Origin of the sequence: Legionella tucsonensis (genome assembly GCF_001468035.1) — a bacterium.
GTDB lineage: Bacteria > Pseudomonadota > Gammaproteobacteria > Legionellales > Legionellaceae > Legionella > Legionella tucsonensis.
Map to the genome: position 1 here is coordinate 1,101,899 of NZ_LNZA01000001.1, position 18,006 is coordinate 1,119,904.

Consider the following 18,006-nt stretch of genomic DNA (forward strand, 5'->3'; position numbering starts at 1 on the left):
CTCCTGATTATTGGCAAGCTTCGCAGTCCGGATCGAGTATGGAACATGCCTTAGGTTCCTCAGCTATTATTTTAACTGCATTGAGTGCTCCATCAGTCACAGTAGATTTTTCGGCATTGGACGCACCTAAACTGCGTAAGTAATAAGTGGTTTTTAGTCCGCGTGTCCATGCATGCATATAGAGTTGATCTAATTTCTTACCAGATGGTTGAGCCATATAGATGTTAAGTGATTGTGCTTGATCGATCCATTTTTGACGACGAGAAGCAGCATCTACTAACCAAATTGGGTCAATTTCAAAAGAAGTTGCATAACGTTTTTTCAATTCAGCAGGAATGCGGCTGATTGGTTGGACGCTCCCATTAAAGTATTTCAAATCATTGACCATTACTTCATCCCAAAGATTCAATGCTTTCAAATCAGAAACTAAATAGGGATTAATCACAGTAAATTCGCCTGACAAATTGGATTTGACATATAAGTTTTGGTACGTAGGTTCAATGGATTGAGCTACACCACAAATATTAGAAATAGTCGCGGTAGGTGCTATTGCCATCACATTGGAGTTACGCATTCCTTGTGTACGAACTTTGATGCGTAAGCTTTCCCAATCCAAGCGTTGTGAACGGTCTTGTTCCAGATATTTATCACGAGCTTGTTGTAACAGATTAATTGAATCAATTGGCAGTATGCCTTTACTCCATAAAGAGCCTTCATAGCTGGAATAACTGCCTCGTTCTTTAGCCAAATCACAAGAAGCTTCAATTGCATAATAGCTGATTAACTCCATGGATGAATCAGCAAACTCCACTGCTTCTTGAGAAGCATAATCAATTTTTAACTTATATAATGCATCCTGGAAGCCCATGAGGCCTAAACCAATAGGTCTGTGTTTCAAGTTGGAGTTACGCGCTTGAGGTACTGAATAATAGTTAATATCAATCACGTTATCCAACATACGAATCGCAGTTCTAATGGTGCGTTTTAATTTTTCAGTATCCAGTTTGCCTTTTTTGATGTGCGCAGGAAGATTAACACTACCCAGATTACATACAGCGATTTCTTCTTCTGAAGTGTTGAGTGTAATCTCAGTACACAAGTTAGAACTATGAACTACACCAGCATGTTGTTGTGGTGAGCGTAAATTACATGGATCTTTAAAAGTCATCCAAGGATGGCCGGTTTCAAAAAGCATAGATAACATTTTGCGCCACAGTTTGACCGCAGAGAGTGTTTTTGCGTTTTTGATGAGACCTTGTCGCGCTTTTTCTTCGTATTCGCAATAGAGTGTTTCAAACGCTTTGCCATATTGATCATGTAAATCAGGTACTTCATCAGGTGAGAATAAAGTCCAATTACCATTTTCACGTACACGTACCATAAATAAATCGGGTATCCATAATGCAGTATTCATATCGTGTGTACGGCGTCGATCATCGCCAGTATTTTTTCTTAATTCGAGGAACTCTTCGACGTCTTTATGCCAGCACTCCAGGTAAGCACAAACAGCCCCTTTACGCTTACCTCCCTGGTTTACTGCAACTGCAGTGGCGTCAGCAACATTCAAGAAGGGAACTACACCTTGTGACTTTCCATTAGTGCCTTTGATATGAGAGCCCATAGCACGTACTGGAGTCCAGTCATTACCTAAACCTCCAGCATATTTTGAGAGCAGGGCATTATCTTTAATTGCGCTGTAAATCCCATCCAAATGATCTGGGACAGTGGTTAAATAGCAACTGGATAATTGCGGTCTAACAGTACCTGAGTTAAACAGAGTAGGTGTTGATGACATGTAATCAAATGAAGACAGCAATTGATAAAACTCAATGGCTTTTTCATCTTTATCTTTTTCACGTAAGGCAAGACCCATGGCAACGCGCATGAAAAATGCCTGAGGCAACTCATATCGTGTACCATGATCATGAATGAAGTAACGATCATATAGGGTTTGTAAGCTTAAATAGCTAAACTTCATATCACGCTCAGGTAATAGTGCTTTGCCAAGCTTTTCCAAATCAAAGTCAGCCATTTTTACATCTAATATTCCCTGTTTGATGCCATGAGCAACATATACTTTGAAGTAAGTGGGGTAGAGTTGACTCATTTCATCAAAGGTAGCGTCTGCTTGAATCTCTAATTTATTCAATGCTTCCATACGCAAACTGTCTAACAACAAACGAGCACTGACATAAGTATAGTTTGGTTCTTTTTCAACCAGTGTACGTGCAGCCATAATTATTGCTTTATGTACGTCTTCAAATTTCGCTTGATTGTAAAGATTACGCATTGCATCTTTAATGACAGGCTCTGCCTGAACATGCTCTAAATTACGACATGCTTCATGAACAATCGTGTTCATACGTTCGGTGTCTAATGGTTTTAATTCACCATCAGGCATAGTAATTAACAAGATTTGATTATCACTGGCTTGCTGTTTTAACTCATTTTCGCGTGCTCTACGATGCTCTTCTCGATACAATACATAAGCACGAGCAACTTTGTAATGACTACTACGCATGAGCGCCAACTCTACTTGATCCTGAATGTCTTCAATATGAACTGCACCACCACTAGGTAAGCGGCGTTTAAACACTTGAGTTATTTGACGGGTAAGTTCTTCAATCTGTTGATGAATACGATCTGAAGTGGAAGCTGTACCGCCTTCATCAGCAATGAATGCTTTAGTAATTGCGATTTTAATTTTTGTATCATCATAATTTACTACTTTACCATTGCGCTTAATGGTTTTTAATAAACCAGGGGCATTAGCGGTCAATTCCAGTTGACTGGTTTGCGGCACATCATTTACCGGATCAAGAATTGCGGACATTTTTCCTCCACGCAGTTTTTATTGTTATTAACAGTCGAGTTAAATTTATTCACTATTATTTAGATTATAGCAGAAAACCCAATATATTGGGTTACACCGGGTTATTAATAACAAGATAATGTGTTTTTTTATGATGGTCAAGAGAATAATATGGGAGTATTTTGTGGATAAGTTGTGGGTTTATTCACAATTGCTTTTATGAGCGGTCGTAGTTTGGGTAAGTTACAAAAAAACTCAGGGACGTTGCCTAACTTTAGCTTACTTGACTTTTATTTTAACTAATGACTGTTATCAGAGGTTATGTAAGGATTCAATCCATTTATCTTGGAATCAATTTCTTCAAGAAGTTCCTCTGAAGTCGTTTTAATATTAAATATCTCTTCAATTACTTTTACTAATTTCATAAACCAATTAAAAATCCATTTATCATTGATAGAATGTATTTTTAAAATGTCTTTATCTTGAGTGGTTAACTTCCTTAGATTGTCCATTAATTTATATATTACAATGTCGCATTCTTTTTCAGATAATTTACCAATAAAATCAAAAGCTTGTTCATTATTTTTTAAGGATCCTTTTTCTTTGGCTGCATCAATTATTTCATCTGAAAAGAGGTTGAATATATTTTCTATAATCCTCTTTCTTTCACGAATATTTTTAGTATCCTCACTATTAAAAAAGAAACTGTTTTCCAAATTTTTTTGTTCTATTAAATTACCGGCCTTCTCAAGCTTCTCCAATTCATCTAAGAAATTTTGAGTAATCTCTTTTAAGCTATTTCTCTTAAAATCAGGTATAAGATAATCACTGAAAACAAGATTTAATGCATGAAATGCGTTTACATCTTTTTCTTCCTCATTTTCTCTTATATTAACTGCCATTCCCTTTTTTATTATAACTCCTGCTTTCCCTAAATCCTTAATCAGCGTTTCTAAAAGATTTTTTTGATAAACGTTGATGTGAGTGTCTTTTACAAGACGTTTTATGATTTTATTTAGATTAGCGATGATATTATCGGCATCAAAACCTTGCTCATGCACAACACTTTTATAAATAGTACTCGAAGCACTAATTAGCTTTTCTTTATTTTCTGGATCAGGAGATTGTAAAAAAAGTTCTAATGCGAATTTAAAGTTTTCACCTGCAGTAATACTATTTACAGCATCTTCATTTCGCCTGGTCTGTTGCATTTGAAGGGAAGGTAAAATGTGAGTGGCTTTTATTTCGAGATTATCATCGAATAAATCATCTACCAATTCATAAAATATATCTTTGATATCTTCACCAAAAAGCTTAGAAAACTGACGGCGAAACTCAACTTTCTCTAAGTCTTTTTTAAGTTCGTCAATAGAGGGATTGGATTTTACTCCATCTCTTACTGCATGCAAAGCCTGAGAAATATTGTGAATTAAAATATACCTTCGATCTTCTTTTGAGAGACTAAATAATGTCGCATATTTTGTTAATAGGTATTGAGCTCCAGATTTAGTTATTATCTGCATAAGATATGAATATTTATGAGTAAATATTCATAATTATATAGAGTGACTATTAAGAGAGCCTTAGCCCATATGAAACCTAGAATTTTAATAAATTTGTTGCTTACACTTATCTCTTAATCGCACCTTTGGGCAAATGTGTCGGTTATAAAGATTAAGGCTTCACTTTCACCGAGTTTCTCTTTTTTTCACAATAATGGCATCACTGACATTAGAAAAGCCATGGACATTTAATAGAAATGAACCAATACGAGCATACAGTTGACTCGAGCTGCCGCCGTCCAGATTGATTGCATCAACACAAGATAGAGGCGGGGATCTGAGTAACTGAGCAAGCTTGTTGGTAGTCATTGCTGTATTAGTTGAAACGAGAATAATTATTTTCCCCTCTTCAGTGATTCCTAAGGCTGAGCGGTCGGCAATACCTGGTTTAAGGGATGGAATTTTTCCTTTAATGAGCAATCGAGGCCCACTTTGAATGGCGAAATCAATATCAACATCATGATTAAAATTTTTTAAGCTGGAAATATATGCTTGATTATTTTTTATATAAAAAATCCCCCACCAGCTAATTTTTTTTAAAGGATTAATCAATTTTTTATTATTAATTCTAAGTCCAAGGGGGTTAAATTCATGATCAAAAAATCCTCCATTAATACTTAAAAGTGCTTTGCTGTGCTCAGCAAATTGATCCGCAGAGGCATTTTTTAGTGATAATTTTTTTGCATTGACCAAGGCAAGTTTATTTTTATTGAGGTCAATACGAAATGTATAAATATGTGCCCAGGGTGAAAGTATTCCTCCAGCAAGATCTTGATACTCAATACCAGGACTTAATTTTCGCCAATATCCCTCAGCATAGGAATGAAGTGGGATGAATATAAAACAAAGCACAAATAATAAACGGAACAAATATGATTTGTTTGCAGGATAATCATTGGTTTGTGAAGACATGTTATTGTATCCTTATGTACATCATTCAATACCACGGAATCTCTTATGCAAATTAAAACGCAACATAACAATACTGAAGTACATAAGTCAACAATAGATTTAACTCGCCTTATGAATGAGGTGCTTGAACTTGCAGAAAAAGAAGGTGCAACCAATGCCATGGTAGCAGTGAATAACGATAAGGGGTTTGCAGTTGATGTGCGTATGGGAGAAGTTGAAACTGTGGCATTTAGTGAAGATAAAGGTGTTGGTTTGACTGTTTATATTGGTCAACGTAAAGGTGGGGCAAGCAGTACTGATACTTCACCCGCTGCTTTGGAAGCTATGGTTAAAGCTGCTTGTGATATAGCAAGAGTAAGTGCAGAGGATCCATGCTTTGGCTTGGCTGATAAAGAGTTAATGTCCAAGAATCATCCCAATCTTGATTTATTTCACCCATGGGAGATAAGTCCCCAACAAGCGATAGAAATGGCTTTAAAATGTGAGAATTATGCATTATCGCTGGATAAACGAATTTCTAATTCAGATGGAGTAAATGTATCTACATATGAATCGCATCATGGATTTGCTAATACGCATGGTGGATCTGGATTTATTCACAGCACACGTCATGGTTTAAGTTGTTCTTTAATAGCGAAGGATGGTGAGGAAATGCAACGGGATTACGATTATACAACCGTTCGTAATCCACAGGATTTAATCGATCTCCATGTAATTGCCAAAAATGCTGTTGAGCGTGCTGTAAGTCGCTTAGGCGCACAACAAATTGCTACACAAACAACACCGGTTATTTTTTCATCACGAATTTCCAGTGGTTTATTTTCAACTTTTATCAATGCAATTAGCGGTTCAAATCTTTATAGGAAAAATACTTTCTTGTTGGATTCTATAGGACAACAAGTTTTTCCAGAGTTTATTCGTATTTATGAACAGCCCCATTTGTTAGGTGCCTTGGGAAGTTCACCATTTGATAGTGAAGGGGTTCCAACTCGTCCAAATCTTCTTGTTGAAAATGGTTATGTGAAACAATACGTATTGGGCAGCTATTCTGCACGTAGGATGGGATTAAAAACAACTGCTAATGCTGATGGAGTTCATAATTTAACGATTGATCCTACAGCAAGCGATCTGGCTGGTTTATTAAAAACTATGGACAAGGGATTATTAGTTACTGAATTAATGGGGCAAGGAATAAATAGTGTAACCGGTGATTATTCGCGAGGTGCCAGTGGTTATTGGGTTGAAGATGGTGTAATCCAATACCCTGTTGATGAAATTACAATTGCAGGAAATTTAAAAGATATGTTTAAAAATATTCTTGCAGTGGGTAATGATATTAATCCAAATATTGCGACACGTTGTGGTTCAGTATTAATCGAAAAAATGATGGTTGCAGGGAAATAATGGTGTTTTTAATCAAGACGGTGTACTTGCTTTGTTGATTCTTTATTCTACTCTTTAGGTAAGAGGATCGAATTGGAGTCTCGGCATGCGCAGGGTGATTTTAGCAGCATTGCTGGTAGTGAATACTGCTTTTGCAGGTGATGAAATTGTTGGTTTCGCTGCATATCAAAACGGAGATTATACCACTGCTTATCCTTATCTAATGAAATCAGCAAGGGATGGAAATGTTGATGCAATGTATTTACTTGGTCGAATGTTTCAGTACGGGGAAGGGGTAACTAAAAATTATACCGAGGCATTAAGTTGGTACAAAAAAGCAGCAGATGAAAATAATGTCTTAGCACAACTAAGTCTGGGGTTTATGTATGATTTAGGGCAAGGGGTTACGCAAAATTTCCCCGAGGCTTTTAAATGGTATATGAAATCAGCAAAACAAGGTAATGCAATTGCAGAAAGAAATATTGGTTTGATGTATACGTCAGGAGATGGTGTTAAAGCGAATAAAAAAACTGCATTTGAATGGTTCGAAAAATCCGCAAAAAAAGGGTACAGCAAGGCACAAGTAAATGTCGCCTATGCGTATATTATGGGAGAAGGGACTAAAAAGGATGTCAATAAAGCTTTTTATTGGTATCAGAAAGCCGCGGAACAGGGTGACGTTAGAGCAGAGTATAGCCTAGGCCTATTATATACAGGACAACAAGAGGGTATTGCTCAAGATGATAAATTAGCATTTTATTGGTTTTCGCAAGCAGCGAATCAAGGTCACGTCAAAGCACAAGCTTATTTGGCTTATTATTACCTTAAAGGATATGGAGTGGAAGCAAATCCACAAAAAGCAGCTTATTGGTATCAGGCTGCAGCGCAAAGCGGATTACCTGAAGCACAAGCTGAATTAGGCCAGTTGCTGCTTACAGGAACTGGTATTGCAAAAGATTATGAACAGGCCGTGTATTGGTTTACTAAATCTGCTTTACAGGGAGATCCAGCTGGACAGGCCAAGTTAGGCTATATGTATCTTGCAGGACTGGGTGTAGAGAAAGATTGGATTAAAGCATATGCTTTATTTAAGATTGCTGCCCAGAATCAAAATGACGAAGCAACCAGAGAGCTTAAAATGCTAAAAAATAAACTGTCTGATGCGGATATTAAAGCAGGTGATGAGTTATCAAAAGAAATACTTCAAAATAATAGTGCTAAATCATCAAACAATGAAGAATAGCAGATATTCTTAATATCTCTCAGATTAGAAAATATTGAAACTTTCCCTTAACACATTGACTGAGATTTTTTGATTTTTATCACGACTTCGTTTTAACATAGTATATACAGTTAAATTAACATTATCGCTGGTGGCAGAAGCGATACTAAGAAAGTAAGTACTATCTAGGGTTATTTGGTCATTAGCTATATTAAGTTTTTTGAGTATTTCAGAGACTTTGCCTAGATCTTTAATTCCATTTTCTTTTCTTGCCTTGATTAATTCATTGAGTTGAGTTTCTTTCATTGAACTGCTTAGTGACTTGAGAACTTTTATCGGCGCTGTATTGATATTAATTGGCGTAGACTCTGGTAAAGTTGTAATTAAAGGCTCTAGCGTTAAATAAAGGGGAGCGCTCACATCTTTGATCAGACGTAACTCGGATTTGCTGCTCATAAGTTGATGACTGGGATAATAAGGGGTTTTTTGGCTCATATAATAGGATAGATAATTGTCCTTACCGCGTGCCAAATCATAGGATGAGAGCCAATCATTAATTGCAAGAGTGAGCTTAACTCTTTCTGTTTCCGGTGTTTGTGGTAAAGCTACCCCAATAAGATTTATAAATCCTAACATGGATTTTCTATTTTCTAAGTTATTAATATTGTATTGAGCTTGTAAATCATAAAGTGCACCTTTTAAGGTAACAGTGCTGTCTATATTTTCCATGTTGCGGGGAAACACACTTACTATTCCTTGTGCATCGGCTTTGGCAAATTTATTCTTTTTATTATTTAACTCACTAAGTGCCCAAAAAGTAACTACTTGTGAGGCAAGATAAACTCTGTCATGAGTGAGTATAAGTTTTGTACGGTAAATATCTAATTGCACTTTGGTACTCATGGCTGTGGCTACAATTGCAACCAAAGTCATAATAAAGAGTGCGGTAAGTAAGGCGCTTCCTTTTATGGTTTTAATTTGCAGCATACAGCGCACCCGGTAGAATAAAAAGTAAATTTATTTCACCCTGTTCCTGCAAAGTCATATTAAATTGTATGGCTTTGGGAAACGGCTCTTTACTCTGATTTAAGGTTACAGCTTGTTCCCTCCATTCAGGAAGTATTTGTAAATTTTGATTTAAATAACCAAAATGACAGTGAGTAAGGCGACTCAGCAAGAGCTTATCTTCATGGTTTTTTTGATTGATTATGTCGAGACTACTCCAAGTTCTACGGATTAATGCTCCTTGTTGGCAAACATATGCAACCCGTTTTAGTGTACTGCGTTTTTCAATACTGCCAGGATTTATATTACCATCGCGCGTAAATTCCACGTAATTTGTTTGTCCTATAAAAGCAGGTAATAACTGCATTTCATTACTACGAATAGCGCGCTCTACGATTTGGCGTGTATCTTGTTGAATGAGGCTTATTGCAAGTTGCAATTCACTGAGACGTTCACTTTGCTCATTAACTCGAGAGCGTGTTGTAAATGCATTATATAATACGGAGGTAGTAATTGTTGCCAGAATAGCAAATACGGCAAGTGCAATTAAAATTTCAATCAAAGTAAAGCCATTAAGTTTTCGGGACGTTTCATTTTTTTTCATAGTACATACCTGAAAGCTTGCAGTTCCTCTCTAAAAGGCCCTATTTTTTCTGGGCTGACTGAAATAACTATTTTTTGAATGTTTTTTAGTGGTGTTGAGCTTACTTTCGCTCTCCAGTACCAGTGTTCATTCAACATGGTTGTATCTTGGGTTGTTTCCTGACTTTGATTAATCTGGAGTAAATTGAGCTGGATCATTGCCACGCCTTGCATGGCAACCCAATGACTTACTGTTTTTTCTTTTATACGTCGGGTAGTTTCTACATTTTGTGATATCGCTTTCAGCAAAGCAGTTAATGCAATCGCTATTATGGAAAGCGCTAATAAAACCTCAATTAGAGTGAATCCCGATTCATTTGAAAGAGGTTTTCTATGGTATGTGCTCATTTAATGTTTACCAATGTTAAATTGGAGTTCTCCATTGCGTTTGCCGATAAGCAAAGCTAAGTTGTTGTCTTGCTTACTACCAAAACTCAAGGTAAATGGTGTCATATCTCCTGAGGCAGAAATAATGATGAGAGGGTTTCCTGCTGGAGTTGGATTACTGGTTTTCAAAATAATACGTGTATCCTGGGGAAAATATATCATTTTAAACACCCCCTTATCGGAAATAGGTTTCCATTGAGCGTTGTTGTACAGTTGAACCACTTGATAACCGTTGTTATCAATACGCAGACCCAAAGTATTGGTCCCCAAAATAGCTTGCTGTTGGGCTAGACGAAGCGTATTAACTAATTGTTCTGCAGAAAATAAAATACGCCGACCTTCACCAAAATCACCAAAGGCAATTAAGGCAAAACCAAAGGTTATGCCTATAATCACCAAAACAATCAAGATTTCAATCAGGGTAAAACCTTGATTAGACCTCTTGGAGACTGGCAGTAGCTTTGTCGATACGGTGCGCTGCGCGTACGATGAAATTTTACGCTCCGTGCTTCCTCGTGCTTCTCTCTCTGTAATAAGTTTCCGAAGAAATCTACTGTTTTTTCTCATCCCAGTTACCAATTTCGGCATTAATACCTGTACCTCCGGGTTGTCCTTCAGCGCCGTAGGTGAAAACATCAATATCACCGTGTTGACCAGGATTTAAATAAAGGTAATCTCTGCCCCAAGGATCTGTGGGAAGTGACTTGAGATATTGCTTCCAATTGTTGGGTACTGGATTTGATGTGGGTTTCTCAACGAGGGCTGCCAAGCCTTGGTCCGTAGTGGGATAATTACCATTGTCTAATTTGTATAAATCCAATGCGTTTTGGATGGCAAGTACATCTTGTTTGGCTTTAACTTTTCGCGCTTCATCAGGACGGCCCATAATTTTAGGTACAACTATAGAAGCGAGAATACCCAATATAACGACCACTACCATAATTTCAATTAATGAGAACCCTTGTTGTCTATTCATTTTTACTCCGATTTTAAACTGGATTGGATAACGTGAAGGCTCACGTTTGGGCTTTAAGTAATTAACTGCTCCATTGAAAAAATAGGTAATAAAGTAGCTAAAACAATAAACAAAACGACTGCCCCCATCAACAGGATCACCATAGGCTCTAATAAAGTCAATGATGTATCAATTAGCCGTTTGACTTCATTGTCCAGGTGAGCGGCAGCCCGTTCCATCATGTTTGACAGTTGGCCGCTTTTTTCACCGCTGCCAATTAAATGAATTGCCATCGGACTAATATAACCCGTTTCTTTTAAAGCCTCATTAATACCACATCCTTCCCTAACTTTAACTGTTGCAGTATCAAAGGATTGCCGCATAACGACATTGGTTACTAGACTTGCTGCAACGCGCATTGTTTCTAGAACACTTACTCCTGCTGCGAAAAGTATACCAAAAGTATGAATGTAACGCGAAACATTAACTGTTTTTACTAAATATGAAATTATAGGAAGCTTTAATAACAGACGATGCCAAGCAATTTTAATCTTTTCATTGCTCAGGCTTTTCTTAAAGGCAAACATCAACAGGATAAGTACAATTAAGGTATAAAGGCCATAATTTTTAACGAAGTGACTTATATTAATTAATAATAAAGTCATTTCAGGCAAGGTTTGTCCGCCGCTGGTAAAGACTTCAATAATTTTAGGGACAACAAAACTTAGTAAAAAACTAATAATAGCAATTGAAACAATAATCATAATCAGCGGATAAATCAGCGCTTGCTGAACTTTCTGCCTTGTCTGCTGTTGGTTTTCAGTATAATCCGCTAATTTTTCTAAAACCACATCAAGGCGACCGGTTTGTTCTCCTGAACCAACAGTAGCACGATATAACTCGGGGAATGCAGATGGAAATTGAGCCATGGCCTGCGCTAATCCATAACCTTCAAGTACTTTTGCACGAACACCTATAATAAGTTCTCTGACTTTGTCTTTTTCTGTTTGCTCACTCACTCCACGTAATGATTCTTCAACTGGAATTCCGGCAGCAAGCAATGTGGCTAATTGCCGTGTAAATAGAGCAAGATCTGCTGCGGAAATTTTGCTTTTGGTATGACTCCCTATACGTTGTTGAGTCAACACACGAACTTGAGTTGGAATTAATCCCTGATCACGCAAAAGTTGGCGGGCGTGACGCTCAGAGTCTGCTTCCAGCACACCCTTAGCCGCATTGCCATTTTTTTGAAGCGCCTGATATTGGTATGCACCCATATTTTTTATGGTTGATGGTAAAACATAGAGTTTAATCTATTGGGTTTAATATGTCACTTAAGGTACACTATACAGCCAGACTATCCTGGAGAGCAATAATGAGCAAAAATACAGCACTTGAGGCGATTAAGGAACTTGATGCCAAATTAGTTGACCTGCGGTTTACGGACATACGTGGTAAAGAACAACATATAACCATCCCAATATCATCAGTGGATAATGATTTTATTGAAAATGGAAAAATGATCGACGGATCTTCTTTTAAAGGTTGGCAAAAAATTCACCAGTCTGATTTGGCTTTGATGCCTGACTTGGAAACCATGAAACTTGACCCGTTCTTTCAAGACAACACACTATTTATTCGATGCAATGTCGTAGACCCCAAAACCATGATGGGATATGAACGTTGTCCCCGATCACTGGCGTTGCGTGCCGAAGCTTACTTGCAATCTACTGGCATTGCCGATACAGCCTATTTTGGACCCGAGCCCGAGTTTTTTGTCTTTGATAGTGTACAATGGGAAACAACCATTGGTGGTTCTTTTTATAAAATTGATTCAGAAGAAGCACAATGGTATTCAGGAAAAGAATTAGAAGGGGGTAATATTGGTCATCGCCCTGCAGTAAAAGGCGGCTATTTCCCCGTTCCTCCAGTAGACTCTTCTCATGATATGCGTTCAGCAATGAGCTTGATCCTTGAGTCATTGGGAACTGTTGTTGAAGCACATCACCATGAAGTAGCCACAGCAAACCAATGTGAAATTGCTACACGATTTAATACATTGACAAAGAAGGCGGATGAATTACAGATTTTAAAATATGTAGTTCATAACGTTGCACATAATTACGGTAAAACAGCTACTTTTATGCCCAAGCCTTTAGTTGGTGATAATGGAAGCGGTATGCATTGCCATCAATCATTAGCCAAAGACGGCGTGAATCTATTTTCTGGTGATCAATATGGCGGTCTTTCCGAAATGGCACTTTATTATATAGGTGGAATAATTAAGCATGCACGTGCTTTAAATGCATTTACTAATCCATCAACCAACAGTTATAAACGTTTAGTTCCTGGATTTGAAGCCCCAGTTCTATTGGCTTATTCAGCAAGAAACCGATCTGCTGCAATTCGTATTCCTCATGTGAATAATCCTAAAGCGCGCCGTATCGAAGTACGCTTCCCTGATCCTACTGCGAATCCCTATCTAGCATTTGCTGCTATGATGATGGCAGGATTAGATGGTATCCAAAAGAAAATTCATCCCGGCCAAGCTATGGATAAAGATCTATATGATTTGCCTCCAGAAGAACTTGTAGATGTACCCACAGTATGTGCTTCTTTGGAGCAAGCTATGGAAAATCTGAAAGTGGATCACGATTTCTTATTACAAGGCGACGTATTTACTCAGGATTTTATTAATAATTATATTAGCATGAAGGAAGAGGAAATCAGTAAAATTAGAAGTTTGACCCATCCTTATGAGTTTGAGTTGTATTACAGCCTATAGGAATAATGGTAATGGATAAATTTTTTGTCTCCCTATCATTGATGATGGTAATTTGCGTTGCATCTTATGCGACGCAAATTTACAAATGGACTGATAGTCAAGGAAATGTTCATTTCAGTGACACTCCACGTCAGGGAGCTGAAACTGTGATTATTCCCGAGACACAAAGTTTTTCCTCACCACCTCCTTCGACTCAAACTCCAGCACAAAAACCTGAGCAAATAGATGAAGATGATACGGTAAAGTTAAATCATTCGTACACTAAAATCGCTATTACCCAACCGAAAACTGGGGCAACAATTCGTAATAATCAAGGTTTTGTCGTCGTAACTACTGAGGTGGAGCCTGATTTGCGTCCAGGAGATAGGCTACAATTGATTTACGATAGCGGAACTCTTGGTGAACCGCAAGTGAATCCAGTGTTTGAAGTAAATGATATGTATAGGGGATCGCATACTTTGGCAGTGCAAATTGTTGATGCGGATGGAAATGTGATTGATACTAGTGAGCCCATAACTATTTATGTTTTTAGACCGCGGGTTGGTATGGTTCCTGGTACTGCACGTTAAATTTCTATGGATTGATTATGATTATTTTATTATCACCAGCTAAAAAATTATTAAATAATTCCAAGCCCTATTCTGGAGTGACATCCACGCCTCTGTTTACAGATAAAACGAATACTCTCGTTAAGTTAATGAAAACCAAATCAGTTGACGATATCGCCGCTTTGATGGATTTATCTAAGAATTTGGCTGAATTAAATTATAATCGTTACCATGATTTTTATATGGGTGATAAAGTATCATTGCACGCATATCCCGCTTTATTTTTGTTTCAGGGAGATGTTTACCAGGGTTTAAAAGCTTTCAGCTGGGAACAAAAGACAGTTGACTATTCTCAAGATCATTTGAGAATTTTGTCTGGGCTTTATGGTTTATTAAGGCCCTTAGATAATATCCAGCCTTACAGGCTTGAAATGGGAGTACGATTACAGAATCCTGCGGGTAAAAATTTATACGATTTTTGGCAGGAAACAGTAACTAGTATACTAAATCAACAGTTAGCAACGCAAAAAAATCCGGTGTTGATTAATCTGGCATCCAGCGAATATTTTAAAGCTGTGGATGAAAAGGGATTAAATTATCCAATTATCACAGTCAATTTTTATGAAAAAAAGAATGATCAAATGAAAATGATTGGTATTCATGCTAAAAAGGCGCGCGGGACAATAGCTAAGTTTCTCATGCAAAATCAAATTGATGATTTGGAGCACCTGAAGCAATTTAATGAACTGGGTTATAAATTCCAAGAGTCAACCTCGACTAAGAGTCATCTTGATTTTGTACGAGATGCTTATTAATGAAACGAAAATTTAATCTATGTGGAATCTATCCAGTCGTGTACATCATTTAAACAAATTTCCTGATGATGAAGTGAGTTGCTATGTTAAAAGAGATGATGAATTAGGTTGTGGTATCAGTGGTTCAAAATTACGTAAGTATGCCAGTCTTTTCCCTTTTTTGATTGAGCAAGAAATACAGCACTTAATTATTATTGCTGGACCTCAATCCAACAATTTACTTGCTGCATTACAATTAGCGCGAGAATTTAAGCTGAGAGTAACTGCCTTTTTGATACAGCCTTGGAAATTGGAGCTGCGCGGGAATTATAAATTAAGTCGTTTATTTCTTGAAGAACGGGAAATTGTCTGGGTTTCACGTGACGACTGGTCAAAAGTTAATGAGCTGGCAGATAATTATCTACTGGCATTAAATGAGTCTGGATTTGTTTTACAGGAAGGCGCAAGTGTTTCTCAAGCGATGAACGGTGCGTTAACCCTTGCTGATGATATTATTTTAAATGAGTATTCATTGGGATCTACGTTTCAACATATTTTTATTGACTCGGGAACAGGCTTTTCTGCTGCTGCACTCATTAAAGGTCTGAAGCGATTAGAGCATTCTGCTCAGGTTTATGTATTGTTGTTGGCTGATGATGAACTCGCGTTTCGAAATAAATTAAAGCAATGGCTTGAATTAATTCCCCAGAATTTTCTTTGTTTTTATCCTACTACAGCCAAAGCTTTCGGCTCAGTGAATCAAACCATTAAAAATGAAATAAAACGTCTGGCACGAGAAGAGGGGATTTTGGCTGACCCTATTTATGCTGCAAAGCTATTTTATGAGTCAAGGAAATATATCAAAGCCGAACAATTGAAAGGTAATGTATTGATTATTCATTCCGGAGGTACCTTAACGATGCCTGGGTTTAATTACGAATAATTTGTATATTAAATTTCATTCTTTTCCCCCTTGAAATTTATCAAATCAAACCCTATATGACATACATCATTTAGAAATGTGTCATAGGAGAGGTAAATGTCAAGTAAGCAACAAACCATGGGCTTTCAAGCAGAAGTAAAGCAGATGTTGCATTTGGTAGTGCATTCACTTTATAGCAACAAGGAAATATTTTTACGTGAGTTAATTTCTAATGCTTCTGATGCGTTGGATAAATTAAGATTCTTAGCTTTATCAAACGGTGCACTGTATGAAAATGATTCTGATTTAAGAGTTACTATTGATGTTAATGAGAAGTTGAAAACGATAACGATTAAAGATAATGGTATTGGCTTAAGTTGGGATGAGGCTGTTGAAAATTTAGGTACAATCGCGAAATCGGGTACCAAAGAATTCATGAGCCATTTAACTGGAGAAAGCGCAAAAGACTCTCAGTTAATCGGACAATTTGGCGTGGGATTTTACTCAGCATTTATTGTTGCTGATAAGGTAACTGTTAAAAGTCGGCGTGCTGGAGTAAAACCTGGAGAGGGAATTATTTGGGAATCTAATGGCGAAGGGGAATTTACCATTGCTTCTGAAAATAAAGCAACTCGTGGTACTGAAATAACCTTACATATTAAAGACGAAAATGATGAGTTTCTCAGCAATTGGCGTCTGCGCAGCATTATCAGTAAATATTCAGATCATATTTGCTGGCCAATCATTATGAAAAAAATCTCTCAGGATGATAAAGAATCAAACGAATATGAAACTGTAAATAAGGCAACTGCTTTATGGACAATGCAAAAGTCGGATATTACTGATGAAGAGTATAAACAACTTTATAAGCATATTTCTCATGACTTTCAAGATCCACTCATTTGGTCACACAACCATGTAGAAGGAAAGAATGATTATATTTCTTTGCTTTATATTCCAGCACATGCACCATTTGATTTGTGGCAACATGAAGTCCAACATGGCTTAAAACTTTATGTTAAGCGTGTTTTTATTATGGACGATGCAACTCAATTTTTACCTCGCTATTTGCGTTTTGTAAAAGGTATAGTCGATGCAAGTGACTTACCCCTTAATGTGTCGCGAGAAATTTTACAAGACAATAAACAAGTAGAGAGCATCCGCTCTGCATGTACAAAACGTATTTTAGCTATGCTTGAAAAAATGAGTACCCAGGATAAGGAAACCTATCAAAAGTTTTGGAATGAATTTGGATTGGTTTTAAAAGAAGGACCAATTGAAGACTTTACCAATAAAGAGGCTATTGCCAAATTGCTACGTTTTGCAACAACGACGACTGATTCTGAGAAACAAGAGGCCACCTTGGATGAGTACATCAGTCGTATGAAAGAAGGACAGGACAAAATTTATTACATCACTGCCTCCAGTTACAACGCGGCTAAAAACAGCCCTCACCTGGAAATTTTTAGAAAAAAAGGAATTGAAGTATTGTTACTTAGCGACAAAGTTGATGAGTGGCTGGTTGGTTATTTAAGTGAGTATGCTGGAAATAAACTCCAGTCCATTTCCAAAGGAAAGGTAGAGCTAGGAGATGAGTCACCCGAGCAAATAAAAGAGCAAGAAAAAACACTTGAACCTTTGCTAAAACATATTAAGAGCGTTTTGGATACACGAGTTAAGGATGTGATGGTAACAAACAGACTGACTGACTCACCTGCTTGTGTTGTTGCAGATGAGCAAGATATGGGGTTAGAAATGCAACGTATTCTGCAGGCTGCTGGTCAGCAGGTTCCTATGAGTAAGCCTGTATTTGAAATAAATCCTGAACATCAGTTAATTAAACACTTACATGATATTCAGGATGATAATTTATTTGAATTATGGGTCACTATGTTGTTTGAACAAGCAGTTTTGGCTGAAGGTGGTCAATTAGATAATCCTGCGGATTTTGTAAATCGAGTTAATAAATTATTGGTTTCATCTGCAGTTTAATATGGTGTGGTGTAGCCTGGGTGAAGGTATGAACCGTAGCCCGGGTTTTTTATAAGTTTCAGTATTCCCAAGTTCCGTTATCCCA

General features: G+C 37.3%; 16 protein-coding genes. 7 read left to right on the forward strand and 9 right to left on the reverse strand.

What is annotated here, in order from left to right; genetic code table 11:
- Positions 1–7: 7 nt before the first annotated feature.
- The 3 genes from Ltuc_RS04755 to Ltuc_RS04765 form a co-directional block, all read right to left on the reverse strand.
- A complete protein-coding gene (locus Ltuc_RS04755; protein ID WP_058520166.1) occupies positions 8–2,833 on the reverse strand; it encodes a ribonucleoside-diphosphate reductase subunit alpha in 2,826 nt (941 codons plus the stop codon).
- Between the two features lie 278 nt (positions 2,834–3,111).
- Positions 3,112–4,335: a hypothetical protein gene (locus Ltuc_RS04760; protein WP_058520167.1), complete on the reverse strand. Its 1,224-nt coding sequence runs from the start codon at positions 4,333–4,335 to the stop codon at positions 3,112–3,114.
- Between the two features lie 165 nt (positions 4,336–4,500).
- Positions 4,501–5,286 (reverse strand): phosphodiester glycosidase family protein, encoded by a 786-nt coding sequence (locus Ltuc_RS04765; protein ID WP_058520168.1) that lies wholly within the window; start codon positions 5,284–5,286, stop codon positions 4,501–4,503.
- A gap of 45 nt (positions 5,287–5,331) precedes the next feature.
- Here Ltuc_RS04765 and pmbA point away from each other — a divergent pair, with 45 nt between their 5' ends.
- Together pmbA and Ltuc_RS04775 are read left to right on the forward strand one after the other, a co-directional pair.
- Positions 5,332–6,690, forward strand: a complete 1,359-nt coding sequence (pmbA, locus tag Ltuc_RS04770) for a metalloprotease PmbA (protein WP_058520169.1) — start codon at positions 5,332–5,334, stop codon at positions 6,688–6,690.
- A gap of 85 nt (positions 6,691–6,775) precedes the next feature.
- Positions 6,776–7,912 (forward strand): tetratricopeptide repeat protein, encoded by a 1,137-nt coding sequence (locus tag Ltuc_RS04775; protein WP_058520170.1) that lies wholly within the window; start codon positions 6,776–6,778, stop codon positions 7,910–7,912.
- Between the two features lie 24 nt (positions 7,913–7,936).
- Here Ltuc_RS04775 and gspK read toward each other — a convergent pair whose 3' ends face one another.
- Genes gspK through lspF form a run of 6 tightly spaced genes read right to left on the reverse strand, consistent with a single transcriptional unit; the run spans position 7,937 to position 12,157 of the window.
- On the reverse strand, positions 7,937–8,878 hold the full coding sequence (gspK, locus tag Ltuc_RS04780) for a type II secretion system minor pseudopilin GspK (protein ID WP_058520171.1): 942 nt from the start codon (positions 8,876–8,878) through the stop codon (positions 7,937–7,939).
- Positions 8,865–9,500 carry a GspJ family T2SS minor pseudopilin variant LspJ gene (gene lspJ / locus Ltuc_RS04785; RefSeq protein WP_058520172.1) on the reverse strand — a complete coding sequence of 212 codons (636 nt, stop codon included), beginning with the start codon at positions 9,498–9,500 and terminating at the stop codon, positions 8,865–8,867. Before lspJ ends, gspK begins: the two co-directional genes overlap by 14 nt.
- Entirely contained in the window at positions 9,497–9,886 is a 390-nt protein-coding gene (gene gspI / locus Ltuc_RS04790; protein WP_058520173.1) for a type II secretion system minor pseudopilin GspI, read from the reverse strand. The genes lspJ and gspI overlap by 4 nt, the downstream gene beginning before the upstream one ends.
- The gene (gene gspH / locus Ltuc_RS04795) at positions 9,887–10,492 is read right to left on the reverse strand and encodes a type II secretion system minor pseudopilin GspH (RefSeq protein WP_083498039.1); all 606 of its coding nucleotides are present in this window, start codon (positions 10,490–10,492) and stop codon (positions 9,887–9,889) included.
- Positions 10,476–10,901, reverse strand: a complete 426-nt coding sequence (gene lspG, locus Ltuc_RS04800; RefSeq protein ID WP_058520174.1) for a GspG family T2SS major pseudopilin variant LspG — start codon at positions 10,899–10,901, stop codon at positions 10,476–10,478. Before lspG ends, gspH begins: the two co-directional genes overlap by 17 nt.
- Positions 10,902–10,954: 53 nt before the next feature.
- On the reverse strand, positions 10,955–12,157 hold the full coding sequence (gene lspF / locus Ltuc_RS04805; protein WP_058520175.1) for a GspF family T2SS innner membrane protein variant LspF: 1,203 nt from the start codon (positions 12,155–12,157) through the stop codon (positions 10,955–10,957).
- A gap of 98 nt (positions 12,158–12,255) precedes the next feature.
- Here lspF and glnA point away from each other — a divergent pair, with 98 nt between their 5' ends.
- From glnA to htpG, 5 genes are all read left to right on the forward strand, one after another.
- Positions 12,256–13,665: a type I glutamate--ammonia ligase gene (gene glnA, locus Ltuc_RS04810; RefSeq protein WP_058520176.1), complete on the forward strand. Its 1,410-nt coding sequence runs from the start codon at positions 12,256–12,258 to the stop codon at positions 13,663–13,665.
- Positions 13,666–13,676: 11 nt separating this feature from the next.
- On the forward strand, positions 13,677–14,234 hold the full coding sequence (locus tag Ltuc_RS04815; protein ID WP_058520177.1) for a DUF4124 domain-containing protein: 558 nt from the start codon (positions 13,677–13,679) through the stop codon (positions 14,232–14,234).
- A 17-nt stretch (positions 14,235–14,251) separates the two neighbouring features.
- Complete coding sequence (gene yaaA, locus Ltuc_RS04820; protein WP_058520178.1) at positions 14,252–15,028, forward strand: peroxide stress protein YaaA; 777 nt, start codon at positions 14,252–14,254, stop codon at positions 15,026–15,028.
- A gap of 19 nt (positions 15,029–15,047) precedes the next feature.
- Positions 15,048–15,950: a hypothetical protein gene (locus Ltuc_RS04825; protein WP_058520179.1), complete on the forward strand. Its 903-nt coding sequence runs from the start codon at positions 15,048–15,050 to the stop codon at positions 15,948–15,950.
- A gap of 96 nt (positions 15,951–16,046) precedes the next feature.
- Positions 16,047–17,921 (forward strand): molecular chaperone HtpG, encoded by a 1,875-nt coding sequence (gene htpG / locus Ltuc_RS04830; protein WP_058520180.1) that lies wholly within the window; start codon positions 16,047–16,049, stop codon positions 17,919–17,921.
- Positions 17,922–18,006 lie beyond the last annotated feature (85 nt).